This is a genomic window from Rothia sp. HMSC061C12, assembly GCF_001815755.1.
In the GTDB taxonomy this organism is placed as follows: Bacteria; Actinomycetota; Actinomycetes; order Actinomycetales; family Micrococcaceae; genus Rothia; species Rothia mucilaginosa.
The window spans coordinates 289,313-316,147 of record NZ_KV821843.1; the positions used below are offsets into that span (position 1 = coordinate 289,313).

General features: G+C 61.1%; 21 protein-coding genes. 12 read left to right on the top strand and 9 right to left on the bottom strand.

Features of this window, described 5'->3' with window-relative positions; genetic code table 11:
* Positions 1-82: 82 nt before the first annotated feature.
* From HMPREF3055_RS02735 to HMPREF3055_RS02745, 3 genes are all read right to left on the bottom strand, one after another.
* The gene (locus HMPREF3055_RS02735) at positions 83-916 is read right to left on the bottom strand and encodes an oxidoreductase (protein WP_070643041.1); all 834 of its coding nucleotides are present in this window, start codon (positions 914-916) and stop codon (positions 83-85) included.
* Positions 917-1,139: 223 nt separating this feature from the next.
* Positions 1,140-1,517 carry a cupin domain-containing protein gene (locus HMPREF3055_RS02740; RefSeq protein ID WP_070737824.1) on the bottom strand — a complete coding sequence of 126 codons (378 nt, stop codon included), beginning with the start codon at positions 1,515-1,517 and terminating at the stop codon, positions 1,140-1,142.
* Positions 1,518-1,684: 167 nt separating this feature from the next.
* A complete protein-coding gene (locus HMPREF3055_RS02745) occupies positions 1,685-3,295 on the bottom strand; it encodes a phosphatase PAP2 family protein (protein ID WP_246826879.1) in 1,611 nt (536 codons plus the stop codon).
* Positions 3,296-3,669: 374 nt separating this feature from the next.
* Here HMPREF3055_RS02745 and HMPREF3055_RS02750 point away from each other — a divergent pair, with 374 nt between their 5' ends.
* The 3 genes from HMPREF3055_RS02750 (at position 3,670) to HMPREF3055_RS02760 (ending at position 7,918) form a co-directional block, all read left to right on the top strand.
* Positions 3,670-4,713 (top strand): o-succinylbenzoate synthase, encoded by a 1,044-nt coding sequence (locus HMPREF3055_RS02750; protein ID WP_070737777.1) that lies wholly within the window; start codon positions 3,670-3,672, stop codon positions 4,711-4,713.
* Positions 4,714-4,791: 78 nt separating this feature from the next.
* Entirely contained in the window at positions 4,792-6,621 is a 1,830-nt protein-coding gene (menD, locus tag HMPREF3055_RS02755) for a 2-succinyl-5-enolpyruvyl-6-hydroxy-3-cyclohexene-1-carboxylic-acid synthase (RefSeq protein ID WP_070737780.1), read from the top strand.
* Positions 6,622-6,898: 277 nt separating this feature from the next.
* Positions 6,899-7,918: a glycosyltransferase gene (locus HMPREF3055_RS02760; protein WP_044150155.1), complete on the top strand. Its 1,020-nt coding sequence runs from the start codon at positions 6,899-6,901 to the stop codon at positions 7,916-7,918.
* A 119-nt stretch (positions 7,919-8,037) separates the two neighbouring features.
* Here HMPREF3055_RS02760 and HMPREF3055_RS02765 read toward each other — a convergent pair whose 3' ends face one another.
* Positions 8,038-8,946 (bottom strand): MBL fold metallo-hydrolase, encoded by a 909-nt coding sequence (locus HMPREF3055_RS02765; protein WP_044150153.1) that lies wholly within the window; start codon positions 8,944-8,946, stop codon positions 8,038-8,040.
* Positions 8,947-9,200: 254 nt separating this feature from the next.
* Between HMPREF3055_RS02765 and gluQRS the strand changes: the two genes are divergently transcribed.
* The 6 genes from gluQRS (at position 9,201) to HMPREF3055_RS02795 (ending at position 16,256) form a co-directional block, all read left to right on the top strand.
* A complete protein-coding gene (gluQRS, locus tag HMPREF3055_RS02770) occupies positions 9,201-10,217 on the top strand; it encodes a tRNA glutamyl-Q(34) synthetase GluQRS (protein ID WP_070737783.1) in 1,017 nt (338 codons plus the stop codon).
* A 381-nt stretch (positions 10,218-10,598) separates the two neighbouring features.
* Positions 10,599-12,086 carry a sodium/proline symporter PutP gene (gene putP, locus HMPREF3055_RS02775; RefSeq protein ID WP_070737786.1) on the top strand — a complete coding sequence of 496 codons (1,488 nt, stop codon included), beginning with the start codon at positions 10,599-10,601 and terminating at the stop codon, positions 12,084-12,086.
* Positions 12,087-12,250: 164 nt separating this feature from the next.
* Positions 12,251-13,204: a 1,4-dihydroxy-2-naphthoyl-CoA synthase gene (locus HMPREF3055_RS02780; protein ID WP_070737789.1), complete on the top strand. Its 954-nt coding sequence runs from the start codon at positions 12,251-12,253 to the stop codon at positions 13,202-13,204.
* A gap of 159 nt (positions 13,205-13,363) precedes the next feature.
* A complete protein-coding gene (locus HMPREF3055_RS02785; protein WP_070691077.1) occupies positions 13,364-14,719 on the top strand; it encodes an AMP-binding protein in 1,356 nt (451 codons plus the stop codon).
* A 109-nt stretch (positions 14,720-14,828) separates the two neighbouring features.
* Complete coding sequence (locus HMPREF3055_RS02790; RefSeq protein WP_005508295.1) at positions 14,829-15,743, top strand: 1,4-dihydroxy-2-naphthoate polyprenyltransferase; 915 nt, start codon at positions 14,829-14,831, stop codon at positions 15,741-15,743.
* A 102-nt stretch (positions 15,744-15,845) separates the two neighbouring features.
* Positions 15,846-16,256 carry a PLD nuclease N-terminal domain-containing protein gene (locus HMPREF3055_RS02795; protein WP_070643029.1) on the top strand — a complete coding sequence of 137 codons (411 nt, stop codon included), beginning with the start codon at positions 15,846-15,848 and terminating at the stop codon, positions 16,254-16,256.
* A gap of 152 nt (positions 16,257-16,408) precedes the next feature.
* Here the strand turns inward: HMPREF3055_RS02795 and HMPREF3055_RS02800 are convergent, their stop codons facing one another.
* The 4 genes from HMPREF3055_RS02800 to HMPREF3055_RS02810 form a co-directional block, all read right to left on the bottom strand.
* A complete protein-coding gene (locus HMPREF3055_RS02800) occupies positions 16,409-17,098 on the bottom strand; it encodes a histidine phosphatase family protein (RefSeq protein ID WP_070737792.1) in 690 nt (229 codons plus the stop codon).
* A 158-nt stretch (positions 17,099-17,256) separates the two neighbouring features.
* Entirely contained in the window at positions 17,257-17,355 is a 99-nt protein-coding gene (locus tag HMPREF3055_RS09075; RefSeq protein ID WP_005504750.1) for a 30S ribosomal protein bS22, read from the bottom strand.
* A 263-nt stretch (positions 17,356-17,618) separates the two neighbouring features.
* On the bottom strand, positions 17,619-19,712 hold the full coding sequence (locus HMPREF3055_RS02805) for a FadR/GntR family transcriptional regulator (RefSeq protein WP_070737795.1): 2,094 nt from the start codon (positions 19,710-19,712) through the stop codon (positions 17,619-17,621).
* 91 nt (positions 19,713-19,803) lie between these two features.
* On the bottom strand, positions 19,804-21,252 hold the full coding sequence (locus HMPREF3055_RS02810) for an ArsR/SmtB family transcription factor (RefSeq protein ID WP_070737798.1): 1,449 nt from the start codon (positions 21,250-21,252) through the stop codon (positions 19,804-19,806).
* A gap of 410 nt (positions 21,253-21,662) precedes the next feature.
* Here HMPREF3055_RS02810 and HMPREF3055_RS02815 point away from each other — a divergent pair, with 410 nt between their 5' ends.
* Together HMPREF3055_RS02815 and HMPREF3055_RS02820 are read left to right on the top strand one after the other, a co-directional pair.
* Positions 21,663-23,282: a TrkH family potassium uptake protein gene (locus tag HMPREF3055_RS02815; RefSeq protein ID WP_070737801.1), complete on the top strand. Its 1,620-nt coding sequence runs from the start codon at positions 21,663-21,665 to the stop codon at positions 23,280-23,282.
* Positions 23,275-23,937, top strand: a complete 663-nt coding sequence (locus HMPREF3055_RS02820) for a potassium channel family protein (RefSeq protein WP_005504725.1) — start codon at positions 23,275-23,277, stop codon at positions 23,935-23,937. The genes HMPREF3055_RS02815 and HMPREF3055_RS02820 overlap by 8 nt, the downstream gene beginning before the upstream one ends.
* A gap of 196 nt (positions 23,938-24,133) precedes the next feature.
* On the opposite strand, the gene proC is transcribed toward HMPREF3055_RS02820, so the two are convergent.
* On the bottom strand, positions 24,134-24,979 hold the full coding sequence (gene proC / locus HMPREF3055_RS02825; protein WP_070737804.1) for a pyrroline-5-carboxylate reductase: 846 nt from the start codon (positions 24,977-24,979) through the stop codon (positions 24,134-24,136).
* A 347-nt stretch (positions 24,980-25,326) separates the two neighbouring features.
* Here proC and HMPREF3055_RS02830 point away from each other — a divergent pair, with 347 nt between their 5' ends.
* Entirely contained in the window at positions 25,327-26,736 is a 1,410-nt protein-coding gene (locus tag HMPREF3055_RS02830) for a chloride channel protein (protein ID WP_070737807.1), read from the top strand.
* The last annotated feature ends 99 nt before the right edge of the window (positions 26,737-26,835 follow it).

Here is a 26,835-nt window from a genome sequence, read left to right on the forward strand (position 1 = left end):
TAGCGGGCGGTGCTGTACGAAACATTCTGTTTCGCGCAGCACCGCCCGCTTTTTAATGCTCTAGTTCGCCGCTATTTCGGTTCTAGAAGATACGGCGCGCCACCTTGTCAAAGAGACGGTCCGGCAGCACGGTATGCAGGAGCACGGAGGGCTTAGCACCGAAACCTACCAGGTAGCGGGTCTTGGGGCGGCGCGCCTCCAGGGCTCGCAGAATGGTCCTAGAGATAACCTTGGGTTCCGAGAGGTTGGAGGACGGCGAGTAGAGCTTACGCATATTTGCCGCAACCCGCTGCGCCTGAGCCGCGTAGACACCGTTTCGGGAGGATTCCTCCAGGTGGTCTGCCGCGATGAGTCCCCAGGGGGTTTTGATGCCGCCGGGCTCGATAATGACCACGTCAATACCGAACTCTTCAACTTCCATGCGCAGTGCATCGCTGAACGCCTCAAGGGCGTACTTGGTGGCGTGGTACCAGGCACCCAGGGGCGAGGTAATACGCCCCGCCATCGAGGAGATATTCAGGATGCGCCCACTGCCCTGTGCGCGCATATGCGGCAGCACCAGCTGGGTGAGGCGCGCCAGGCCAAAGAGGTTCACCTCGAACTGGCGGCGCGCCTCGTCGATGGGGACGTCTTCAATAGCACCGTAGGATCCGTAGCCTGCATTGTTGATGAGCACGTCAATGCGGCCTTCTGCATCAATGATCTGCTGTACGGCGGCTTCCATGGACGCCTCATCGGTAACATCCATGCTGAGCGCTTTCACACCCTCGGAGGCGAGCTCTTCAATCTTCTCAACGCGGCGGGCGGCACCGTAGACGGTGTAGCCGTAGCGCACCAGTAGCGGTGCCACGTCGTAGCCGATACCGGAGCTGGCGCCGGTGAGAAGAACGACGGGGCGTTGCAGGGACTTGGGCATGGTGTATCCTTTCGGGTTGCTCCCTGTGATGATAGCGGGAGTGTACTTCTCAGGGTACGCCCGCGCGGGACGAACCAGCGTGCAGAAAGCTCAGGGCGTAGCGTGAGGGCATTCTCGCCGGTATATATGAGGGCAGGAGGACAGAGAAAAAGCTCGCCGCGGCATCCTGTGCAGATGCGGCGGCGAGCTAAGGTTTTGGGGTCAGGGGTTTAGAGGCCGGGGTTTAGACCTCTTCGACGTCAATATTGACCTTGGGTTCGGGGTGCGATTCGCCGGTCAGCATGGTCACCAGCAGGGTGGAGTCCTTCACGGCACGCAGGGAGTGCAACAGCTTGGCGGTCCCGTGAATCGGCTTGCCGGGCACCAGGGTAATATCGCGGTCCTTCACGTGGAAAATCACCTCGCCCTTGAGCACCTGCACGAAGATGGGGTGCACGCTGTGGTGCTCGTGCCAAGACTGGCCTGCAGCCAGTTCCATGAGGGTCAGGTTGCCGCCGTCGGCATCAACGATCTTGCGGGCCTGGGGCTTATCTTCAAAGGGGGTCAGCGCTTCGGTGAGCTGGGGGAATACGAGGACGCGGCCTTCATGGGTACCTGCCATGGTACGCACCTTTCTCTTTAGGGGTGAGTGAAAGGGGGCGCGCACCCCCTCCCTATTATTGGTATTTAAAATACTAAATTATTTATATTGTATTCCCCTCCCCGCAACAGGACAATACCTCAACTCACACCGAGCTAAAACATCCCGCGCAAGGAGGGGGACAACATCTACTGATAACTCCACACCTTCGAATAGGCGGAGCGATTACTATTACGCGGACGCAACAGGTTCACCATCAACGCCGTCGTACCAAAGCTCACCGCAATAATCATGCAGGTCGCCGCGGTAAACGCACCACCGGGAATCGGCGCAAAAATCGCAATCAGATACAGGATAACCGCGCAGAACGACAGGAACAGCGTCGCAATCGTCATCAACGGCACCAGCACCAAACCGCCACGCGCCGGCACCGCAAAATCTGCCGGACGCACATAACGCAACACACCCATACCCACAACCGTCCAGATGGCGGTGACCAGAATAGCGGTCACCACATCCGCCGGGCGGTGCCAACCATTAATAATCGTGGAGGCACCCGTCAGGCAGGTAGCCAATGCCGCGCAGAGAGCCACCGTGGGCCGCAAGAAACGAGGCGCCGCCAAAAAGAGCGCCGCGCCAGCCGCCGCCGCAAAGGTCGTATGGCCGCTGGGCGCCGAGTTGCTCAGCGCTTCCTGAACACCCAGGTCGGGCTTCACAATCAGGTAGTGCTTGAGCAGGTACGTGCTCGTCACCGCCGCAGCCCCAACTAGCACGCCAATCAGCGAGGGCAGGAACCGGTGCTTCCAAATCAGCACCGCAATCAGACCCAGCACCGCAATCACGCCGACAATCGTGGGCAAAGAATCCAGCGCAGTCAGGGTCGGACCGCGGTAACTCTTGAACTGATGCGCATACTCGGTGTACGCCTGCTCATCAACCTGCTGGCCGGTCGCCGTGTAAATGAAGAACACAAACGCCCCGTAGAGAGACAGACCCAAGAACAGCAACGCCATCACGTGACGCATCAAAATACCGGTACTCGGAAGATGATGCCCCTGCTCTTCGCCGGGACGATTCACCGGGCGGCCCGAAGCATCCACGGGAACCTGACCGGTCTGAACATAGGTGCCATTCGGGTAGGCGGCGGCAGGATACGCCTCGGGAGGATAAGCCACCGGCTGCGGAGGTGCCTGCGGAGGCATCGCACGCGTGGGAAGAGGCTGTTGAGCGCCCATCTGAGGCGCACCCATTGGGGAAGCACCCATCTGATTGTTCAGCGGGAAACTCACCGGAGGCTTCGGCGGATCGAGGCGGCGCGTAGCCTGCATCGGTTCATCCGCGCTGTAGTTCCCCTGAGAGGCGCGTTCCTGCGGCGAGGGAATCGTCTCAGGAATCTTAATGGGGGCACGGTAGGCACGTGGCAGAGGGCGGGTCGCGCCAATAACCTCTGAGGTGTCGGGGTGCGAAGAAATAACTTCGGTATTCGCAGATTCAGCGTTCGCGGAACCGGTATTCATGGAACCTGCAGGCGCAGTTTTGTTAGCCGGCGAGGAACCGTAATCCGTCAAAACTTTCGTGCGGTCATCACTCTGTGCAGCGGCATGGGTAGCCGTTTCGTGGGAGGTGAGCACCTGGGTAGCGTCCTGATAATCGGAGAGAACCGCAGTCGGATCCTGATAATCAGAAAGCGCCTGAGTCGGGTCCTGATAATCAGAGAGCACCGCAGTCTCATCAGAGGAAAATACCGTAGTCGGCGCGTTATCAGCGGCGGCTGCATGCACGTCAGCGGGGTGAAGCACACTGGTAGCATCGAGATTTTCGGAGCTCTCCCAACCGGAGTTTCCTGAACCCGATGTATTTGCCGGTGTTTTCTTCTTCATAACCCTTCGTACCTTCTTGCCCTCATGTCTGTTAGCCATACCCGAGCCCGCCGATGTCCGCTCGTCAAAGCGGCAGCCCCCAAGCTACCGCATCGCGCGCAACATCGTTCGAGTCATCGGGCGAATAACTACCTACTATCCCAGGTTAAGCTATGAAAAACTAAAGTTTTTTCGACCACAACCTGAGAGTTTCCAGAGAATGCGAAACGGGTTGCGAGCGCACCCGCATCAGAGCGGAATGCTATGGTGAGCTCATAGCGCATCAAAGAAGGGCAGATACCTTGAATACCAGCATGAGCGTGCCGCCTCTCGGCTACGGTTTTCGCCTCACAAACACTCCCCTGCCGCCCCTGCAGGAGGTTCTGGAGAACCTTTTCACGGTCGAAATTCCGATGACCGTGACCTTCCGCGGGGTCAATAGCCGCCAGAGCGCGCTGATTTGCGGCCCGCACGGCTGGGGCGAGTTCGCACCCTTCCTCGAGTACGGTGCCCAGGAGTCTGCCGCGTGGCTCGCCTGCGCGCTGGAGGCGGCGTGGCTACCCGCCCCTGAACCGGTGCGTACGCGCATCCCGCTGAACGCGACCCTGCCCGCGGTGCCCGCCGAGCGTGTGCCGGAGGTGCTCGCCAAGTACGAGGGTGAGATTCAGGAACTCAAAATCAAGGTGGCTGAGAAGGGTCAGAGCCTCACCGACGATATTGCCCGCGTGGCGGCGGCACGAGATGCCCTCCCGAATGCGCGTCTGAAGGTGGACGCGAACATGGGCTACACCCTCGGCGGTGCCCTTGATGCACTGCGCAAGCTCTGTGAGTACGGCATTATCTACGCCGAACAGCCCGTGGCATCCATTGAAGATATGGCTGCGCTCCGCTTTGCCATCGCCAAGGAGAGGCTGCCCGCCCGCATTGCCGCGGACGAGTCGATTCGTAAGGCGGAAGACCCGCTGAAGGTGGCTCGCGCGAACGCCGCGGACCTCATGGTTATCAAAGCGGCACCGCTGGGTGGTGTGCGTCGTGCGCTCGCGCTGGTTGAGCAGGCGCAGCTTCCGGCGATAGTTTCTTCTGCTCTGGAGTCTTCGGTGGGCATTGCCACTGGTGCATCTCTGGCGGCCTCCCTACCGACTTTGAGGTACGGGTGCGGTCTGGGCACGGTCTCCCTCATGGCTGAGGACGTCACCGACGAGCCGCTCATCGCCCGCGACGGGTTCATGGATCTGCGCACCATCACCCCCAGCCCGCAGCGCCTGGAGCGTCTTGCCACCGATGAGCAGACCCGCCAGTGGTGGGTGGAGCGCGTCACCGCCTGTTACCGGGTACTGGAACGCGCCTGCGGACTGTAAAGACTGTAGTTATCAAGGTTGCGCCCGTGAAGGGTAACCATAACTGAATGAAAAACCTTACGGCATTAGAATGGTACGGTGACTGAAAACCGCTCAACCCCCGCCATGCTCACCGCAGTATCCGTGCTCGATTCGCTGATTCGTGCCGGCATGCGGCATGTTGTCGTGTCTCCGGGATCCCGCAGCGCACCTCTTGCGTACGCTATTGCCGCCGCCGCTGAAGCCGGCGCGCTCATTGCGCATGTGCGCGTGGACGAGCGAAGTGCAGCCTTTACCGCCCTGGGTATTGCCAAGGCATCCGGTCAGCCCGTGGGTCTGGTGTGCACCTCCGGTACGGCGCTGGGCGAGTACGTGCCCGCTGTCATGGAGGCGTACCACGCCGGCGTGCCCCTGGCGGTGCTGAGCGCTGACCGCCCGGAGCGTCTGCGCGGTAGCGGCGTGAATCAGACGACCCGCCAGGCGAGTTTCTTCCATCCTTTTGTGCGTGCTGAAGCTGATTTGACCTCCTACCCCGAGCAGGTGGAGGGTGAGCAGACTCAGGCTTTTGCCGCCTGCCTGAATGCGCTGACCGGTCGTAGTGCCGAGCATTGGCGCAAGCAGTCGACGGAGCCGATTGGCCCGGTGCACCTGAACATTTGTTTTGATACGCCGCTGACCCCCTCTGGCCGTTTTGCGCAGATGCTGCCGCAGTGGGCGCAGAGCCTGCTGGAAGATTACGACCCGCAGGCTGAGGGTCGCGCCCGCGCCGCCCGCGCCGAGGGTTCCGGGCTCTCCAGCGCCGAGCAGCGTTGGCTTCTGGATTCTTTGGAGGCGCAGGCGGACCTTGCGGAGTTCACCCCGGCGCACCGCACCGTGGTGGTTGCCGCTGACGGTGCCGGCGAGTTTGCGGCGGAGTTCGCGCGCGTGCTGAACCTGCCGCTGTTTGCGGAGCCTTCCTCCGAGGCGCGCCACGGCGCAACCTCCATTCCTCACTACCCGCAGCTGCTCGCTGATGGTTCGTTCGCCCCCGCCGCGCAGATTGAGCGTGTGGTGCTCTTCGGCCACCCGACGCTTTCGCGCCCGATTACCGCACTGCTGGAACGCGAAGATATTCAGTGCGCGTTCTACGCCCCGCGCCGCGCCAGCTGGTACGAGCCGGGCGCTCGCTCCTTCGTGGAGCTGTCAACCCCGCACGAGCTCGCCGAGTTTGCGTGCGCATCCTCTGCTGCCGCTGATGAGCTGGTGGACGAGCTGAGCTGGCTGGAGCAGTGGGTTGAGCCCGCCCGCGAGCTGCAGGATGAGTGTCTGCGCGCCATTGCCGCCTACGAACATCCCGGTGCTGAGAGCACGGTTGACTACACCGATTACCGCAACCGCACCGCTGGCCGCTCCTACGCCCGCCGCGTCTGGCAGGATGCGGTGGCTCAGCGCCGCCTGCTCGTACTGGGATCCTCAAACCTGGTGCGTGATTTGGATGCGGCAGCCCCCGCCCTGGGCGAGCCCGCCCCCGCGCGCGTGTTTGCTAATCGCGGTCTTGCCGGTATTGACGGCACAATTGCGACCGCTATTGGCGTGTCTCTGTCTGGCTACTACCCTGCCGGTGTGGATGAGAACTCCCTCCCGGTCATTGGTGGTACCGCCCTGCCGGTGACCCTGCTGTGCGGTGACCTGACCTTCCAGCACGATGTGTCCTCGCTGAACCTGCCGAATACGGAGCTTCTTCCCGAGCTGCGTGTTGAGGTCTTTGACGATGCCGGTGGCGGTATTTTCACGACCCTTGAACACGGTGATATGGCTCGTCAGGAGCAGTTCACCGCCGCTGTGGACCGTTTCTTCACGGTGGCTGCCGCCCCGAACACTGATTTGGCGCGCATGGCTGCCGGGTTTGGCACCGAATCGGGCGTTGAGGTGCGCATTCACACACCCTAAAACTGTTTCTAAAGGCAGCAGGCTAAGCCCCGTGCGCAGGGTTGAACGATATACTGAAAATTACCTGTGCCGTAGCCTTCCGTGGCTGAAAGCTAGCCGGTCGTAGCGGTTTCACTCGCCGTTGCATTCGTGTTTTTTGCGCGCCTGCTGACGTAAGGCACCCTATCTATCATTTATTGACCTTCACGCTCTTGCCGCTGATGCACACCGCCCGCGACCCGAGGTTTTACCCCGGCTAGCCCGGTGCATGCGGCGGACGTCGCTCCCAAGGATTCTCATGAGCTCACTCGATATTATTGTTGCTGTCCCCTCCGGAGCCGGTTGGGTTCCCGTACACGCCATGGCGGAGCTTCTCGCCCGCTACACCGGCGGCACCGTGCACACCGTGGATGTGGGCGCATCCCTCAGCAAGGAGACCAAGCTTCTGGCGCGCCTGCCCCGCCTCAAGGGCGGCTCTAAGCGTTGCCTGGTGATTGCTTCTGACCCCGGTCAGCTGTACGCCATTTCGCAGCGTTCCTTCGCGTTCCGCCGCTACGGCGCGATTTACGGCTGGGTGATTGATAGTTTCTGGGATGACCGTATTCCCGCGGTGGCTAAGTCCTCCACCTACGACCGTATTTTCGTTGCGGACGTTGACGACGTTCAGCCCTGGACCGCTGCGGGCGTGAAGGCCCCCGGCGTTCTGCCCTGGGGTGCGGATGTTTGGAGCAAGTTCAGCGACCGTCTGGCGGCGCTGGAGTCGAAGAGCACCGACCTGCTGCGCGTGGGCCGTCAGCCCGCCGCCTACGAAGATGACGAGGCGACCGCCGCCCTCGCCGGCGAGCTGGGTCTGAGCTTTGAGGGCCGCCCACCCTTCGGCGCAAATGACCGCGAGTCGGCTCAGCACCTGCAGGATTCTCTGAACCGCGCGAAGTTCCTGCTGGCGTTCTCTACTTCGGTCAGCCCGGCACCCTACACTCACCCGACCAAGGAGTACATCACCGGTCGTTGGACCGATGCGTTGGCTTCGGGCGTGACCGTGGTCGGCAAGGTTCCGAACACGACCACCGTACGCGAGATTCTCTGGGACGGCGCGACCATCGACATTGACCACGCGGATGCTCGTGCGGGCCTCGCGCAGGTTGCCGAGGCTGCCTCCCGCTGGACTCCGGCACAGGGTGAGCAGCAGATTCGTCAGGCGCTGCAGCGCCTGGATTGGCGTCACCGTTTCGTTCAGCTGTGCGAGGCAATGGGTGAGGTCCCTGCCTCCCTGAAGGCTGATTGCGAGGCAATGCGCGCCCAGTACGTTCAGCACTAAAAACGTCACCTCGCTGAAGGTAAACAGCTGAGGCTATATAAAAGGTGAGGGCTGGTTTCTATCACAGAAACCAGCCCTCACCTGTATTTATACCCCATGAGGCATATTGCATACGGGGTTTAGTACGATGCCTGACCCAGAGTAATCGGACCCGTGAAACCACTGGTATCCGGGTGCTCCGAATCGAGGTACGCCGCCACCGGTGCGTTCTCCAGCTGAGCCAATCGATCCAGCAGGAAGCGAGTCGCACCCGGCGCATACGGCAGCTTATACATTGCCGCGGTAGTTGCTTCATCCTCACGGTCCAGAGTGGAGGAACGAATCGACTCAATAGCGGTCACCATGGTGTTACGCTCACGCTCCACAAAGGTGCGGTCCACCGGCTCACCATTACCGGGCACAAACACACGGTAGCGATCAAATTCGAGCACGGCACCGAGAGTATCAATCCAGCGATCCGGGAAGGAATCCTCGAAGTAGGGGTCGGTACCCTCTTCAATCAGACCACCCATGAAGAGCACATCTTCAATACCGACCAGGATGTCACCATCGGTGTGGCCGGGACCCATGTACATGAGGGTTGCGCTACGCTCACCCAGATCAATGGGGGTGAAGGTAATGCCGTCACCGCTATTGGCGACCAGGCGGTTGGGGACAATAATGTTGGTGGCTGCACCCTGATGGTGCGCCATTTCCGGTTCGAGCGTCTCGACGTAGGGACGCTGCGCCTCACCGTATTTACGAATTGCGCGCGCGGCGCGAGGATGCGCCCAGAATTCTTCGGCACCCATTGCCGCGAAAACATCGTTACCGAAGAAACGCTCATAGTGTCCATGAGTGTTTACGACGGTGATAGGAAGGCGCGTGAGACGGCGAACCTCATCATAGATTTCGGTTGCCTGACGGGGACCTGCGCCGGTATCCACGACAAGTGCCCGTTCCAGTCCGAGGACCAGTCCGGTGTTCAGTCGGTAGTTGTCGGTCGCAATACGGTACACGCCGTCTGCGAGTTCAATAGTACGAGCCATAGATACAACCCTACTGTAATTTTTGGTACTTGCGGGGCTATTCGGGCTTCCAGAGAACATATTTTTGCACTATTGCACATCACTAAGGGCATAAAAGTGCATCATTCCGCATAATTACGCCTCTACGGGCAGGTGGCACGTGATGCTTGACAACCTCTGCAGATTGATTAGCCGGGTAGCACGTTCTCTCAGCTAGCCCAGCTCTGATTAGGGCCTGAGCAAGAACCAGAAATCACGCCCTATAGGATAGGAGTATGACTTCTTCCCTCACCTCGTCTTCCACCCCTTCAAACCTGCCTTTCCCCAGCGGTACCGGACGCTACGCCCCCTCCCCCTCGGGGGATTTGCATCTGGGTAATTTGCGTACCGCTATTTTGGCGTGGGCGATGGCGCGCCGCGGCGGCAAGCCCTTCTACCTGCGTGTGGAGGATCTGGATCGCGTGCGCCAGGGTGCTGCAGAGCGTCAGATTGCCGATTTGGCGGCGCTGGGCCTGGATTGGGACGCGAGCCCCGGCGCCCCGACAGAGCGCGTTGAGGGAGCCGAGATCAAAGAGGCGGGCGTACTGTATCAGAGCACGCGCCTTGCCGCCTACGAGCAGGCGGTTGCGCAGCTGCGCGAGGCGAACCTCGTCTATGAGTGCTTCTGTACCCGCCGCGAAATTCAGGAGGCTTCTAGCGCCCCGCACGGTGCGCCGGGCGCATACCCGGGCACCTGCCGTGAGCTGAGCAAGGCGCAACGGGAGGAGCGCCGTGCTCAGCGTCCGCCGGCTCTGCGCCTGCGTGCCGAGTGCACGAGCTACACGGTGCAGGATGATCTTTACGGCACCTACACCGGCCTGGTAGATGATTTTGTGCTGGTGCGCAATGACGGCACCTACGCCTATAACCTGACCTCCGTGGTGGACGATGCATTTGTGGGGGTTGAGCAGATTGTGCGCGGTGATGATCTGCTCCCTTCGGCGCCTCGCCAGTCGTATTTGGCGCAGCTTTTGGGTTTGACGCAGCCGCGTTACGCTCACGTGCCGCTGGCGCTCAATGAGGAGGGTAAGCGCCTGGCGAAGCGCGATGGGGCGGTAACCCTGCCGCAGCTGCATGAGGCCGGCGTTGAAATCCCGACGATTTTGGGTTGGATTGCCGCGTCTATTCCGGTGTATAACGCTGATGGATCCGCCCATTCCGCGGATGTTCCGGTGCCTAATGCGGCGGCGATTTTGGAGCGTTTTGACCCGGCTCGTATGGCTTCTGAGCCGTGGGTTGTGAGGGATCTCTAAGCCTCTGTGACATTGTTGTGTAACAGTTCAACACTCCGAACGGCTTTTAAATTTTTCGTTTAATTCGTTTTAGATGCATATGCCACTGAGCGTTTGCGTTGCTTTTCAACTACATATCTTTCACTCAAGTGCCCGAAACCCTGAAATCCAGGGGTTTTTCGGGCACTTTTTCGCACATGCTCCCACAGCACCCCACCTGTACGACCACAAAATTTACACAGCAAATACATATTTATTCCACAGCTTCTCATTCCTAGACGTCAAATAGACTTTATTTTCAAGCCCTCAAAGCCTAGACTGTATCCTATGCCACTCATAAAGTTATGGGGTAGCGCATAAATACACACAGGCGCACACTATCACCAGGAGAGAAGGAACATTATGGCCGCGAGTACATACCAGGTCATCGCGCTGGCGATTTATTTTGTTGCCATGATCGCAATCGGCCTATGGGCAAATAGCAAAAACAACAGTCTTGACGACTATGTGCTGGGCGGGCGACAGCTCTCCCCCACCGTCGCCGCACTCTCGGCTGGCGCATCCGACATGTCCGGTTGGCTCCTCATGGGTCTGCCCGGCGCCGTCTACCTCAGCGGCCTCTCCCAGGCATGGCTCGCCGTCGGTCTGACCATCGGCGCATGGTGCAACTGGAAGTTCGTGGCACCGCGACTGCGTAGCTACACCGAAGTTGCCGGCGACGCCGTGACCGTCCCCGTCTTCCTGAGCAACCGCCTCCATGACACCAAGGGCGTGCTGCGCATCGTCTCCGGCGTCGTGATTCTAGTGTTCTTCACCTTCTACGTCTCCTCCGGTATGGTGTCCGGCGGTCTGTTCTTCAAGTCCTCCTTCGGACAGGAATACCACACCGGCATGCTCCTGCTGGCAGGCATCACCGTGTTCTACACCCTCTTCGGCGGCTTCATGGGCGCCTCCTACACCGACATGGTTCAGGGTTTGCTCATGCTTGCAGCACTCATCGCCGTGCCGGTCATCACCATCATCGATCTTGGCGGTGTAGGCCCGGTGGTTGAATCCATCAGCCAGGTTCGCCCCGACGCCCTCAGCATCTTCGCAGGCACCACCTTCGCCGGTATCGTTTCGTCCCTCGCGTGGGGTCTGGGCTACTTCGGCCAGCCGCACATTATCGTGCGATTCATGGCGATGCGCACCCCCGCAGACGCTAAGTCTGGCCGCCGCATCGGCATCAGCTGGATGGTTCTGACCGTGTTCGGTGCACTGAGCGGCGCGTTCATGGGTATCGCATACTTTGCACGCCACCCCGAGGCCTCCCTCACCAACCCGGAAACCGCTGAGTCGGTCTTCCTGGACCTCTCGCAGATCCTCTTCCACCCCTTCATCGCCGGTCTGATTCTGGCTGCGGTTCTGGCGGCTATTATGTCCACCCTCTCCTCGCAGCTGATTGTGTGCTCCTCCGCTCTGGTGGAGGACCTCTACGGCATCTTCTCCTCGAAGAAGCTCAGCGCCGGCAAGTCCCTGTGGCTCGGCCGTGCAGGCGTGGCAATCGTGGCGCTGGTCGCCGGTGCCCTGGCATGGAACCCCAACAGCTCCATTCTGCAGCTGGTCGCATTCGCTTGGGCTGGCTTCGGTTCGGCCTTCGGCCCGACCGTTCTGCTCTCCCTCTACTGGCGTAAGCTGACCACCCAGGGTGCACTGGCCTCCATGATTACCGGTGCCGTTGTGGCATTCGCATGGGGCCAGAGCCCGATGAAGTCCGTGCTCTACGAAATGGTTCCCGGCTTCGCTTCGGCGCTGCTTGTCGCCATCGTGGTTTCGCTCATGACCTACAAGAAGAACGACGCCATTGACGAAGAGTTCGACCGCGCGGTAGAGCTCGCAAAGGTCAAGTAACCCCTAGGTAACCAAGACCGGGTAAGCTTCCTTACCCAACTTCTAAGGCCCGGGCCGCACACACGCGGTCCGGGCCTTCTTATATGCCCGGCAACCTGATTCGCTACGCTCGGCAACCTGGTTCGCAGCCTCACCTAGCGCCCGGGCAACGTAGAATAGGGTCTATGACTGCACAACTTCCCGAAAAGGTCTCGGACATCTTCAACCCCGCCGACTGGCGCGTCGTTGAGGGCTTCGAAGACTTCACCGACATCACCTACCACCGCCAGGTTCAGCGCGACGAAAACGGCGAAATCGTACGCGATCTGCCCACCGTGCGCATCGCATTCGACCGCCCCGAGGTACGCAATGCATTCCGCCCGCACACCGTGGACGAACTCTACCGCGCCCTCGACCACGCACGCATGACCTCCAACGTGGGCACCGTGCTGCTCACCGGCAACGGCCCCTCCGCCAAGGACGGCGGCTGGGCATTCTGCTCCGGTGGCGACCAGCGCATCCGCGGCCGCGACGGCTACCACTACGCCAGCGGTGAGACCGCGGAAAGCATCGACCCGGCACGCGCGGGCCGACTGCACATCCTGGAGGTGCAGCGCCTCATCCGCACCATGCCCAAGGTCGTTATCGCCCTCGTCTCCGGTTGGGCGGCAGGCGGCGGCCACTCCCTACACGTGGTGGCTGACCTGACCATCGCCTCCGAGGAGTACGGCAAGTTCAAGCAGACTGACGCAACCGTCGGCTCCTTCGACGCAGGCTACGGTTCGGCGTTGCTCGCACGCCAGGTGGGTCAGAAGTTCGCCCGCGAAATCTTCTTCCTCGCCAAGGAATACGACGCACAGCGCATGTACGAAATGGGCGCAGTCAACGACGTAGTCCCCCACGCAGAGCTCGAGAACAAGGGACTGGAATACGCGGCGCACATTGCCCGCCAGTCCCCGCAGGCAATCCGCATGCTCAAGTACGCCTTCAACCTGCCTGATGACGGCATGCTCGGCCAGCAGGTCTTCGCCGGTGAGGCAACCCGCATGGCGTACATGACCGACGAGGCTGTGGAGGGTCGTGACGCATTCTTGCAGAAGCGTGACCCGGACTGGTCCAACTACCCCTACTACTTCTAAGAGACAGCCCCTTTTCTCCAGAAGTAGATTCAGATGCATAGGCTCGGAGCCGGATTCAACCCTGAGAACCTCAGCTAAGAATCCGGCTCCGGCGCATTTGATGCCGCACCGGCATATGACACCGGCGCATGACAGCACGCAGCCGCTAAGGATTTAGCCATGATGAATACCCCCGTACCCGGGCTCGTCCCCTCCCCCGCTCCGCAGGAGGCAGCCCTGCACCCGCAGGCGGTACAGGTGCGCGCCGACCAGCCCGCCGACCCGCACACCATGCTGGGCGCCTTTGAGCAGCTACTGGGCGGGTACGCGGCGGATGCTGGTGCGGGCGCGGCTGCGGAGCCTATTGCCCTGGTGGTGGGCACCTCCGGATCCACCGGAACCCCCAAACGCACCGCACTGACCGCCCGAGCTCTTGCCGCCAGTGCGTCAGCCACCGAGCGCTTCTTCGGCTCAAACTCCGATGCAGCATCGCAGTGGCTTCTGGCTCTTCCCGCGCACTATATTGCCGGTGCTCAGGTGCTCGCCCGTTCCATACTCGCCGGTACCGCTCCGGTGATTGCCCGCTCCGTCATTGAGCCGGTCCACTTTAGCCCCGAGGTTTTCCTGCAGGCGGTTGAGCAGATGAGCTCGGCACGTCGGTTTATCTCCCTGGTACCCACCCAGCTGCATAAGCTCCTTGAAAGCGCGGATGCCGACCCGCGCCTGGGCGCTGAGATTCACGAGGCGCTCGGCTCCTTCACCGGAATCCTGCTCGGAGGCGCCCCCACCAGCGCCGACCTGCTCGCCGCCGCCTCCGCGCTTGGGCTGAATACGGTGACCACCTACGGTAGTGCCGAAACCGCCGGCGGATGCGTCTACTCCGGCTCCGTACTGCCCGGCGTGCGGGTTGAGCTCGTCCCCGAAGAAGGTATGCCCGCCGTGCCGGATACCGGTGGGAAACCCGCACAGGTGGGCCGTATTTGGATCAGCGGCGCGCACCTCGCCAGCGGCTACATTGGCGACGCCGCCCGCACCGCCGAGCACTTCTTCACCGCCGCCGACGGCACCCGCTGGTACCGCACCGACGACTACGGGCTGCTGAGCCCTGCAGCAGCTCCCAACAGCAACAAGAACTGTAGTGAGCAGCGCCTGCAGGTGCTCGGCCGTAGCGACGACGTACTCATCAGCGGAGGCGTAAAAATCTCCGCCCGCGCCGTGGCGACCGTCCTCGAAGAGCACCCCGTCGTACGCGAAGCCTGCGTAGTCGGCCTGCCCGATGCCCGCTGGGGCACAGCCATAGCCGCCGCGGTCACGCTCGTACCTTCTGCCGGTGCAGCGGCTGCACCTACCGAGAATCGCCCCGCCCTGAACGAAGAACTCTGCGCCCTGCTGCGTGCCCGCTGCGCCGAAAAGCTCGGCGCCCCCGCCGCACCCAAGCAGCTGAGCATCCTGCCGGATTTCCCGCTCACCAGCACCGGCAAGCCGGACCGCGCAAAAATATACAGTATCCTGGACAGAGACTACCGTCAGGGCTAAAGCAGGCTCATCCGCGGGTTTTCACCCCGCACACGCAGCCGCCCGCATGCCCTGACCGTCACGCACAAAACCCACGCATCATACGCACTTAGACCCGGAAGGAACCCACGTGGCAACTGCCGCCCAATGGATTGAAGGCGCTCGCCTGCGCACCCTGCCGCTCGCCGTCGCCCCCATTATTGCCGGCTCAGCTGCCGCCTACGAGGTCAACGAATTCAAGCCGCTCTACGCGTTCTTGGCGTTCCTCGTCGCGTTCTTCCTGCAGGTCGGCGTGAACTACGCCAACGACTACTCCGACGGCATCAAGGGCACCGACGAAGACCGCGTGGGTCCGCTACGCCTCGTCGGTTCCGGCGTGGCAAGCCCCCGCTCCGTCAAGTACGCCGCCTTCGCCTGCTTCGGTCTAGCGATGCTCGCCGGTCTTGCCCTGGTGGCTCTGGCGAACCAGTGGTGGTTCCTGGCGATTGGCGCCTCCAGCGTCTTCGCGGCGTGGGGCTACACCGGCGGCAAGCACCCCTACGGCTACATGGGCCTGGGCGATGTGTTCGTCTTCGTCTACTTTGGTCTGGTTGCGACCCTGGGCACCCTCTACACACAGGCGCACACCCTGACCCTGCTCGGCTGGGTTGGTGCTATCGGCATTGGTTTGATTTCCTGTGCGCTGCTCATGGCGAATAACGTACGTGACATTCCCACCGACATTGAGGCGGGCAAGCTGACCATGGCGGTCCGCCTGGGCGAACGCTGGTCGCGCATCACCTACATCGTGGAGATGGCGCTGGCACTGGGCCTGGGTGTGCTCCTGCTCGATGAGAACCCCTGGTTCCTGTTGATCTTCCTGCTGGTCGGCCCGACCATCCACTCCTGCGTGACCGTGTGGACGCGCGGCGGCCGCGACCTGATTCCCGTTCTCAAGCAGGCGGGTATTGTGGCGCTCGTGTACTCCGTGATTCTTGCCCTCGCCGTGTGGCTGGGCTCGCTGGATATTATTAGCCACGAGGTTCAGGTGTTCACCGGTTACTAAGCCGACGTACGAATCTGCGCCGGATTGCCGCGCCGTTAAGCCGTTGGCGGGCACCCCGTTCACAGTTCCGCAATAACGCGGCGGTATGTCATAGTAGTGCTTATGATTCGAGCCATGCTGATTATTGGCGGCGCCGCCCTCATCGTGGGGCTGACCCTTTACACCCTCTTGGACGCCGTCCGCACCCCCGCACACGAGGCGCGAACCCTGCCCAAGTGGCTGTGGGTTCTCGTCACCCTGCTCTTCCCCGTGGTGGGCCCGCTCATGTGGCTTATCCTGGGCCGCCCCAAAGCACAGCCCGCAGCACAGCCCGCAGCAGGCGCTCCTCGCCCCAGCTTCGGTCAGCGACGCAGCACCCCGGCGCCCTCGGTATCTTCCCCCGACGACGATGAAGAGTACCTGCGCTGGCTCAAAGCAAAAGCAGAACGCGAACGCCGCAGCCGCGAAGCAGAATCGAACAACAAGCAGGACCCCGAGGACGGCACGCCAAATCAGGGTAACGGGCAGAACTAGTCAGGACAGCTAGGTTTGCAGCTCGTGCGCCCCTCAAGATTTACAGAAAGAGGCTGTGAGCGCATCCGCAACGGATGGGCTCACAGCCTCTTCTCTATGCTCAAAAACAGCTTCAGGAACTTAGCGACCGGATGTTTTAGCTACCGGGTTTGTTAGCTACCGGGCAGCTGAATCACGCCACCGTACAGCGGCGCAGCAGGCTCCGAATACCCCACAAAATTCGGCATCTCATGCTCAAAATCAGTGGTGTTAAACGCCAGAGTCGTAATCGACGCCAGGTTACACTCACGGGCACGCGGGTCATGCTGCAGCATGCGGCCCTCAACGCCCAGGCGAGTAATCCAAATCGGCAGCTGGTGCGACACAATAATCGCCTCCGCACCCTCGCCGCCGCGCTCGTAGGCGGTACGCGCCGCATCCTGAACAGCTGCAGCCATACGGCGAATCTGATCCAGGTACGACTCACCCCAGGAGGGGCGCGCCGGGTTGTACAGCTTAGTCCAGTGACGCGGGTTCTTCAGCAGCTCCTGCGCGTTCACGTGCAGACCCTCAAAATAGTTATCCGCCTCAATGACGCGCTCATCCGGCTGCGCAGTCAGACCCAGCAGCTCCTCAACCGGGGCGGCAGACTCACGGGTACGCTGCAACGGCGAGCAAACCATATGCACGAAACGGGCGCCGCGCTCAGCACGAGCCGCGAACTCCTCAGCGCTCAGACGCACCATCTGCTGGCCCTTATCGGACAGACGGTAACCGGGCAGACGGCCGTACACAATGCGCTCGGGGTTGTGCACCTCGCCGTGACGCATGAGGTGAACTTTAATGGTGGAAGTTTCAGTCATAATCCCAGTCTCTCAGATAGCGCGCCGCACCCCAAACAAGTGACCCGCACATACCCTCTACAAATACAAAACCTGGCGTACAAAACCCGGCCCGCCAAAACTGCAGGAACGCGAAAACCCCGCCTCTCCATACGGAGGGCGGGGCGAAAGAAGTCTATTTACTTCTTGTTGCGGCGCTGGTGGCGGGTCTTACGAAGCAGCTTGCGGTGCTTCTTCTTGGACATACGCTTGCGGCGCTTCTTGATAACGGAACCCATAGGATTTCCTCACTTTACTCGTACCCGGCCGAGCCATTCGACTCGGTAGCTACCCGGGGATATTTATACCGGTATAACCGATCCAAAACGCATTTTAGGCACAGAAATACCCTTGCGTTTTAGAGCGCTACCTACCTAGAGTACTAGGTTTACCCCCATTTTCACCATTCGAGAGCGGCTTTTCAGGAGTTTTTCCCTGAATTTCCGCTTTTCCCGCGGGTATATCGAGGATATCTCGGGGCGAAAACGGGGATTCGGTAACCCTAACGGCGCTTCTTCTTCGACTTCTTCGAGCCCTTAGCACGGCCATGAGACAGCACCGAACCGGAAGAAGCTACAGCAGCATCAGGAGTGCTCTCCTCAGCTGAGGAGGCGGCCTCTACCGATTCCGCAACCGATTCCTGCGCGGAGGCAGAAGCCTCAGCGGGTTCTTCAACTAGCTCTTCCATCGAAACCTCTTCAACGGCGCTTTCCTCAGCTACCTCTTCTTCAGCCGCCGCGTGCAACGCCTTCAAACGCTCAGCACGCTCAGCCTCGGCACGAGCCAGCGCCTCCTCATCAATGACGGGCTGGGGCTCGAGCTTCGTTTCAGCCTTCAGAACCTGCTCCTTCTCAGTGCCCTCCTGAGCTTCGTCATGCTCAGGTTCGTACACATCCACACCGAAGAAACGCTTCATCTTCGAGAAGATGCCGCCGCGCTCCTGCACCGGCTCCTCATGCGGAAGCTTCTCGTAGGTATCGTGAATGGTCGCAGCCGCTTCAAGACGGGTAGGCTCAGCAGGCTCAGTAGCGGGCGCCTCCTGGCGCGCAGGGGCACGCAGAACATTCTCAGCCGATTCAGACTCCGCAGGAGCCGCGGCAGTCACAACAGCCGCGGGACGCGCGGTACGGGCAGGCGCAGTCAGCACCTTGCTACGATCCACAGGCTTAATGATGGTCGCACGCACCGGGGAAACAATCTGGCCGCTACGACGACGCGGAGCCGCCGTGGAGGCGCGCAGAACCTTCGCGGGACCCTCAGCCTCTTCCTGCGCGTACGCGGCAGGGACACTCGGCAGCTGACCGCTGGGGGTCTGGGAGCTGAGAGTCTGCGAGCTGAGGGGCTGGGAAGCGAGAGTCTGGGAGCTAGCCGCTACAGAAGCAACCGGTGCCGCAGAAGCAGCCGGGGTAACCTGCGATACCGAGGTGCTACGGCGCGGGGTGCCGAAGCTCAGCGGCACATCTGCGCTCACCGAATGAGCGGCAGGCTGCGCGGGAGCTACAGCAGGTACGGGCTGAGACAGCGCGGTCTGAGAGGGTGCGGGAACAGTATGTTCTGCCTTGTCAGAAGCATTAGAGGCGGAAGGAGCCTCGGCAGGCCCATCAGCCGAAACGCGCTCAGCGGGCGCCTCAGAAACGGTCTCCTCAATGTAGACGATATCGCCCTCAGGTACCGTATACTCCATAGCAGAAGAGCGCGCAGAAGCCTGAACAGGCTCAACAGTAGGTTCCACAGAAGCGGGTGCTGCAACAGGCGCATCCGCGGCGGGCAACGCCTCCGCATCAGCGAAAGACGGGTCATCCTGCAGCAAATCATCAAAGTCATCTGCGGCGAACTCATCCACGTCAACCGGCGCAAACTCAGACGCAATCGGCTCACCCGGCAGGCCATTCGCCGAGGTCGCCTCCTGCTCCAGGTCAATGCCGGCATCGGCATACATGCCGCGCAACTGACCAATCACCATGGCGCGAGCAGTCGCAGCGTCGCCCGCCTTCAAAGCCTCCGCAATAGCGCGGCTCTCAGCACGCAGACGCTCCACAGCGCTGCTCCACAGCGGCATACGACCCACCAGCGACAGCATCGACTCAAAGCTCGGCTGACGCACCGACGCGAGCAGACCCACCAGTAGCTCATTGCCTGCGCAACGCATCACCTGGTGGTGGAAGGTCAGCAGAAGCTCCAGGAAGTCACGAATCGACAGGTCGAAGTCTTCCATCTGCGCCAGGACCTCGTCCATCTCCGCGAAGGAGGCGGTCTTCGGGTCAATACGCGCAATCGCCCAGCTTTCCAGCAGGATACGGGTCTGCACCAGGTCACGAGTCGGGTAACGCGAACTGGACATGTGCAGGCGCAGAGCAGCGCTGGCGGCAGCGGCAGGCTCATCGCTCAGGTGCACCAGCATTTCCTTGCCGCGACCGTTGTACAGCTGCACCAGGTCCATATCTTCCAGGGTGCGCAGAGCCTCGCGGGTGCGGGAACGACCCACACCAATAGCGCGCGCAATTTCGCTATCGTTGGGCAGGTCCTGACCCAGCTGAATATTGCCCTCGAACAATTCGTTCTCAAGCCAGCGCAGAATTTTACGATGAATAGCCACGTGAATGCGTCTTTCGGTCAATAAGGTGAGTGAGAGTGTGTGTGCTTTTATACAGAGTTATGCCGGAGGTTTAACGGCGTCAGGGCGCGCCTTAGCGGCGGCGACCACGCAGGAAGCCGAAGAGGCCACCGCGGTGGGCATCCTTCGCCTCGGCGCTGGTCGTCTCAGTGCTGGGACGGTACACCGAATCGTAGGCGGGCATGGTCTGATACTCGGTCTCCTCAGAGGAGGTTTCAGCCTTAGCAGGCTCACCCTCGACAGGCTCATCTTTGGTGAGCTCATCATTGGCAGGCTCACCCTCACCGAGTTCAGCCATCTCAGTAGCTTCTGCGGGCGAAGCTGCTTCCTCAACAGACTCAGCCTCAACAGACTCAGCCTCAACAGATTCAGCCTTCACGGGCTCTTCTGCCGCGGCTTCATCCACTACGTTCTTCTCAATCACAGACTTTTCAGCGGCAGAATCCTCAGCTGCAAATTCCTTGCGGGTTGCTTCTTCCTTGACGGATTCAGCGGGTGCAACAGGCTTCTCAGCTGCACCCTTTTCGTCGGTAGCCTTTTCCTCGGCAATCTTTTCAAGCACAACAGCCTCGGGGATCACAGGGATAGGCTGAATCGAGCCACCCACAACCGCAGCGGGGTCGATGCCATAAGGCACCACAGCCGCAGGCTGAGGGAATACCACCGGCTTCTGCGCTACAACAGGCTTAGCCTCAGCAGGTGCCGCAGGGGTAGCGGCCTGAGCGGGGGTTGCCGACGCCGCGGGGGTCACCCCAGCGTCGTAACCGTAGGCTGCGGGAGTGAAGGGACGCATCGGGGTGCTATCCACTGCCTCTTCCTGCGGGGTAGGCTCAGTAGTTCCTGCCTTCTCAGCGACAGCTTCGGAAGCGGCACTCTCAGCAGCCTGCTCCGCAGGGCGCGAGTAGATGCGCGCGCTGGGGGTCAGGTACTGTGCGCGGGCGCGCTGAATGCGAGCCTGCTCGATTTCCTCGGGGGTGGGTGCCTCAACGGTGAGAGTTTCGGAGTCGGTCGCCTCGGTCTTCTCCGCGGTTGCGTTCTTCTCGGATGCAGCCGGCGCAGTTGCAGCGGGTGCAAGCTTCTGAGCGGGTTCTTCGGCTGCGGGCTTCTGAGCGCTCTTTTCAGAGGTCTTCTCGACCGGCTTCTGCCCAGCCTTCTCGACTGCGTTCTCAGCTGCAATCCTCTCAGCCATCGTCTTGTCGGAGGCAGATGCAGTCACGCCACCGGGCAGTGCCACGGGTACGTGCGCTTCGCTGGACTGGCGCGCAATCTGGACGGTCTCGTTGATCCACTCGGTCACGGTGGCGAATACATCCGGGTTCAGGGAGTAGAGGCGACGCTGCCCCTCCACGGTCACGGAGACCACGTCTGCATCACGAAGGACTTTCAGGTGCTTCGAAATGGTCGGCTGGCTCATGCCCAGCTTTTCAACCACAGCACCCACCGTGTGGGTTTGCTCAGCGAGAATACGCACAATTCGGCGGCGAGTCGGATCCGCGATGACAGAAAAAACATCAGAATGCATATAGCGATTATGACATATAAAGTGGCGCTTCAAGCTTAGAATGAGGCTGATGCAGAAATTACCTTCAAAAATTCTGAAAGAAGCCTGAACACTAACTCAAAACGAAGCGTTGAAGGGGATAAAAGCATGAAGTGTCCATCACATATGGTGCGGAGTTTATGTATCTCATCCTAGGCATATGCGAGCCACCCAGACCCTCAATACTTATATAGCTAATTCAGAATATATAGTTTTCGTGGTTCCACCCACAAAACCAACCGCACGCCTTCTCCAAGCTCACATATTTACCCCCAAACCACCAGAGCCTCAACCCCCTCAGTAGGCACCCGGCGCGATACACTAGAAGGCGTCAAAACAGGCACATATCCGCCACCCAACACACCAACACCCAGACCAGCTGAAGGAGGCGCATGGGACGCATACTCCGCCGCACCCGGCGCCGACACCACCACCCCCAGGGCCAGCTCAACCGCCGCTGGGACACCCTCAGCGGTGCCACCTCCGAACCGCAAAAGCAGCAGGTTCGCCGAAGCCGCCGCGACCGCCTCGAAGCTGAAAAGCTCAGCATCCTCACCAGCGTGCCCGGCATCGATCTTGACCGTCTGCCTACCCTACGTGACCACGAAGACCCCAAGACTCAGCGCAAACGAACCCCACTAGAGTTCAACCAGAAGACTCTCGAACGCTTCCGCGACTTCATTGATTCCTCAGTTCTGGCGTCTCCCTCACGCACCGCAATCGGTGCCTTCTTTCTAGTCATCATCTTCTTCACCATCATGCTGTCCCTGCCGATTTCTTCGGCAGACGGGCAGCGCGTCGCGCTACACCACGCGGTCTTCACCTCAACCAGCGCGGTCACCGTGACCGGTCTGACCACCGTCTCCACAGCAGATCAGTGGTCAACCTTCGGTCAGGCAATGATTCTTCTCGCCTGCCAGGTGGGTGGCCTGGGCACGCTGACCATCACCTCCCTGCTGGCGCTGGCTATCGGCCGCAAAATGGGTCTGCGCACCAAACTCATCGCCCAGGAAGACCTGAATATTAGCCGACTCGGCGAGGTCGGCGGCATCGTCAAAGCGGTGGCGTACGCGTCTTTCTCCATCGAAGCGTTCATTGCAATGCTCCTCACCCCACGATTCCTCGCGCTCGGTGAAGCACCACACGAGGCCCTGTGGCACGGCATTTTCTACGCCGTCTCTGCCTTCAACAACGCCGGATTCACCCCGCACTCAGACGGTATCGTGCCCTACGGCCACGATCTCTTCCTGCTCGTGCCCATCTGCATCGCGGTGTTCCTCGGCTCGCTCGGCTTCCCCGTGTTCATTGCGATTCAGCGCAACCCCTTCCGCCCCTCACACTGGCAGCTCACCGCAAAACTGACCATGGTCACCACCCTCTTCTTCTTCGGTTTTGGTGCCTTCTTCTGGGGTCTTTTCGAATGGAATAACCCCGCAACCATCGGTTCCTACTCTCCCGGCGATAAAATCCTCAACGCCATCTTCGCCTCCGTGATGATGCGTTCAGGCGGGTTCAACCTGGTCGATATGAGTAGCATTACGCCCGTCTCCACCTTGCTGACGGACACGCTCATGTTCATTGGTGGCGGCTCCGGCTCGACCGCAGGCGGCGTGAAGGTCACCACCATCGCGGTCATTGCCCTGTCGATTCTTGCCGAGGCGCGAGGTGACCAGAAGGTCGTAGCGTTCAATCGCACCATCCCCGAATCCTCTCTGCGCATTGCCATCTCTGTGATTGTTATGGGTGCTACCGTGGTAGCTGTTGGCGCCGCATCGATTCTTATCATCAGCGGCGCAGATCTCAAAGAAGTCATCTTCGAGGTCATCTCCGCCTTCGCGACCTGCGGCCTCTCGAACGGCCTCTCCGCCAGCCTACCTCCGGCAGGCGTATACGTGCTCAGCGGCCTGATGCTCATTGGCCGTGTGGGCACCACAACCGCCGCGACCGGCCTGGCGATGCGTTCACACCGCCGCCTCTACAAGTTCCCCGAAGAAAGGCCCACCATTGGCTAGTGCACATAACGCCCCCGTCCTCGTCATCGGCCTGGGACGCTTCGGCTCCGCGGTGGCGGCCCAGCTGCGCCTGCAGAACAAGGAGGTCCTTGCTATTGAGAAGGACCCCGAGCTGGTGCAGAAGTGGTCCGGCGTGCTGACGCACGTGGTCTCCGCCGACGCGACCGATATCGACACCCTGCACCAGTTGGGTGCGGACGATTTCGGCTCCGCCGTGGTGGGTGTGGGCACCTCCGTGGAGGCATCCGTGCTAATTACCGCGAACCTCGTGGACATTGGTGTGGAGCGTATTTGGGCGAAGGCTATTACCCCCGCGCACGGCAAGATTCTGGAGCGTATTGGCGCGCACCACGTGGTCTACCCGGAGGCGGACGCCGGCCGCCGCGCCGCGCACCTCGTCTCGGGTCGACTGCTGGACTACATTGAGTTTGATGACGACTTCGCGATTGCGAAGATGCGCCCACCGAAGGAAACCCACGGCTTCACCCTCGCCGAGTCGGATATCCGCTCCAAGTACGGTGTGTCCGTGGTCGGTATTAAGTCGCCCGGTGAGGACTTCACCTATGCGGACGCGACCACCCGCATTCATTCGCGTGACATTCTGATTGTGTCCGGTCAGGTGGACCTGATTGAGCGTTTCGCGGCGCGACCCTAAGCGCTTTTTTCCTCGCTGCAGCGGTTATCTTCCCCAGCTCTGTTGGTTTTGAGGAGCCGCAAATAGACATAGAAAAACAGCCTCTTCCCGTTCTGCCGGGAGGAGGCTGTTTTTCTGTAGTTTCAGCTAGTCAGGGGGATGCTACCGGACGGTATTAGTCCCCGCTGGTTAGTCCCCACTGATTAGTCCCCGCTGACTAGTCCTCATCAGCGGTGTACAGCTGGCTCATTTCCGCCGAACGTGCCGCACAGGCGCGCATCGCGTCCTCGGTCAGCTGGAAGAGGCCACCGTCCACGAAGGTGTTCAGCGCACGCTCGGTGGTGCCGTTCGGGCTGGTCACGGCGCGGCGCAGGGCGGGCGCATCCGGGTTGGTGTCGAGCAGGAAGCCCGCACCGGCAACGGTTGCGCTGGCAAGCTTGAGGGCGGTGTCTGCGTCCAGGCCGAGCTTCTCACCGGCGGCTGCCATCGCCTCCGCAAGCAGGAACGCGTATGCCGGGCCGGAACCAGAGACGGCGGTGACCGCATCCATCTGGTCTTCGCGGACCTCAACGACCAAGCCGACAGTGCCCAGGACCTCTTCGACGAGCTTCTTCTGCTCGTCCTTCACGGTATCGGTGGTGGAGATGGCGAGCACGCCCTTACCCACGGAGGAGGGGGTGTTCGGCATGCAGCGAACAATGGGCTGACCTGCGGGAAGGCACTCGGCGAGGGTGTCGAGGGTCACGCCAGCAGCAACGGACACCACAACAGCATTCGGCGCGAGGGCGGGTGCGATATCGCGGGCAAGCTCCACGATGCCATAGGGCTTCACTCCGAGCAGCACGACGTCTGCGTGGGCGGTTGCCTTGTGGTTGCCGTCGGCTTCGCCGCCGGTGGTGATGATTTCTACCTTGTCGCCGAGGCGCTGGGCGAGGGCGGCGCGAGATTCTTCGCTACGCACGGTAGCGCGGATGTGGGCGGGGTCGTGGCCTGCAGCGAGCAGACCTGCGGCGATGGAGCCGTTCATGGAGCCGGTGCCGAGAAAAGCAATAGTTGCGGTCATCGTTGATCCTTCCTAATGGGGTGCCTGCGCCGGGTGCCGGCAGGCGTGCCGCCGGTGTGTTCCGGGGGCTACTGTTCGGTGCGCGGCGGGCGCGTGGAGGCGTACCCTTCCAGCATAGCGGGTGCGGCTACGGGCATGTGACCTGGTTCGTGTTTCTTCCACGTTTTCTGGGCGGCGGCTTCACCTCATGCTCCGCGACCCAATGGGCGGGGCTCCGATTCTCACGTTCTGGCATGCCGGGGAGGGCGTAATTCTGCGGGCGTAGAATGAAAACAGCTTCACCCGCGGCAGTCTGTGCCGGGCATAAAGCCTTCAAACCACACAGCACGCAACACACAAATTTTTCTATGTCTTCTCATACTGGTTCTTCCTCGAATCCTTCCCCGAATAGCCCGCAGAGTTCTGCGGGTTTCCGTTCTTTTTCGTTTCGCCTCCTGCTGGGGCTGACCCTTGCCGCGCTGGTCACGGGCGTGTTCAGCGGCTTGGGTGCGATTGCTCTGCATTATGTTCTGGACTTTATGCAGGAGCTAACTTTCGGTCAGGCTGAGGGGCATCACCCGATGGTGACTGATGGTGCTGATCCAGCGCGTCGTGCCCTGGTTTTGGCGGCGCTGGGCCCGTTTGTGGCGCTGGTGTGGTACTACCTGCAGTCCGGTGGGCGGCGTGTGGTCGGCGTGAAGTCGCAGATTGCCGGTGCTACCGAGGAGGACCGTACCCCGTCGCTGTGGCGGCAGATTTCGCATTCGCTGATTCAGATTGTTGCGGTGGGTGCGGGCTCTCCTGTGGGTAAGGAGGTCGCACCTCGTGAGCTGGGTGCTTTGGCGGCTGGCCGTAGCTCGAATCTGCTGGAGCGTCTTGGTTTTGTGGGCACTGATGGTGCCCCGCTGTTGGGTGTTCGTGAGCGCAGTCTGCTGGTGGCGGCGGGTGCGGCGTCTGGTTTGGCGGCGGTGTATCAGGTGCCGATTGGTGGCGTGGTGTACCTTGTGGAGGCGATGGCTGTTGGTTTGAGCTTGCGGTCGCTGTATGTGGGTGCGGTGACGGTGTGGACGGCGACGGTCACGGCGAATCTGGTGATTGTCAATGAGCCGACGTACCCGGTGCCGCAGCTTCCGTTGGATGCGACGACGCTGACTGTGGCGGCGCTGACGGGTGTGGTGTTGACTCCGTTGGCGTTGGGTTTTAGGGCGTTGTCGCAGCGTGCGGAGAAGTTGAAGGCGAAGGATCGTTCTCTTCTGTGGCGTATTCCTGTGGCGTTTGCACTGGTCGCGGTGGTTTCGCTGTGGCTTCCGGAGGTTCTGGGTAATGGTCGTCTGCTGACTCAGCACACGCTTGATGTGTCGTTGGATGCGGCGGCGGGCGGTTTGACTGCGGCGGCGGCAGTGTATGTGTTGGCGTTGGCTATTGCGAAGGCTGCCGTGGTGGTGTTGAGTCTGCGTTTCGGTTCTTATGGTGGTACGTTGACGCCGGGTTTGGCGTTGGGTGCGGCAGCTGCGTTTTGTGTGGCGGCGCTGGTGCTGTGGGCGTTCCCGGGTTTGGGCGGGGTGCCGGGTGGCGCGTCGATGGTGTTGTATGCGGCGGCGTTGACGGGTACGGCGGCGTTTTTGGGTGTGTCGATGAATGCGCCGTTGTCTGCGTTGACGTTGTTGATTGGTTTTACGGGTCAGGGTGCGAGTGCGTGGCTGCCGATGGCGGTTGCGGTGGGTACGGCGGTGCTGACCCGCTGGGCGTGGACGCGGGCGTTTGGCGCTAAGAAATAGGCTCAGACAGGTGGCGGACGGCCCCGGATGCGTGTGCGCGTCCGGGGCCGCTTTTGTTTTACCGTGCCCTGCCGAAAAATTGTGCCATAGGTTAGTGTC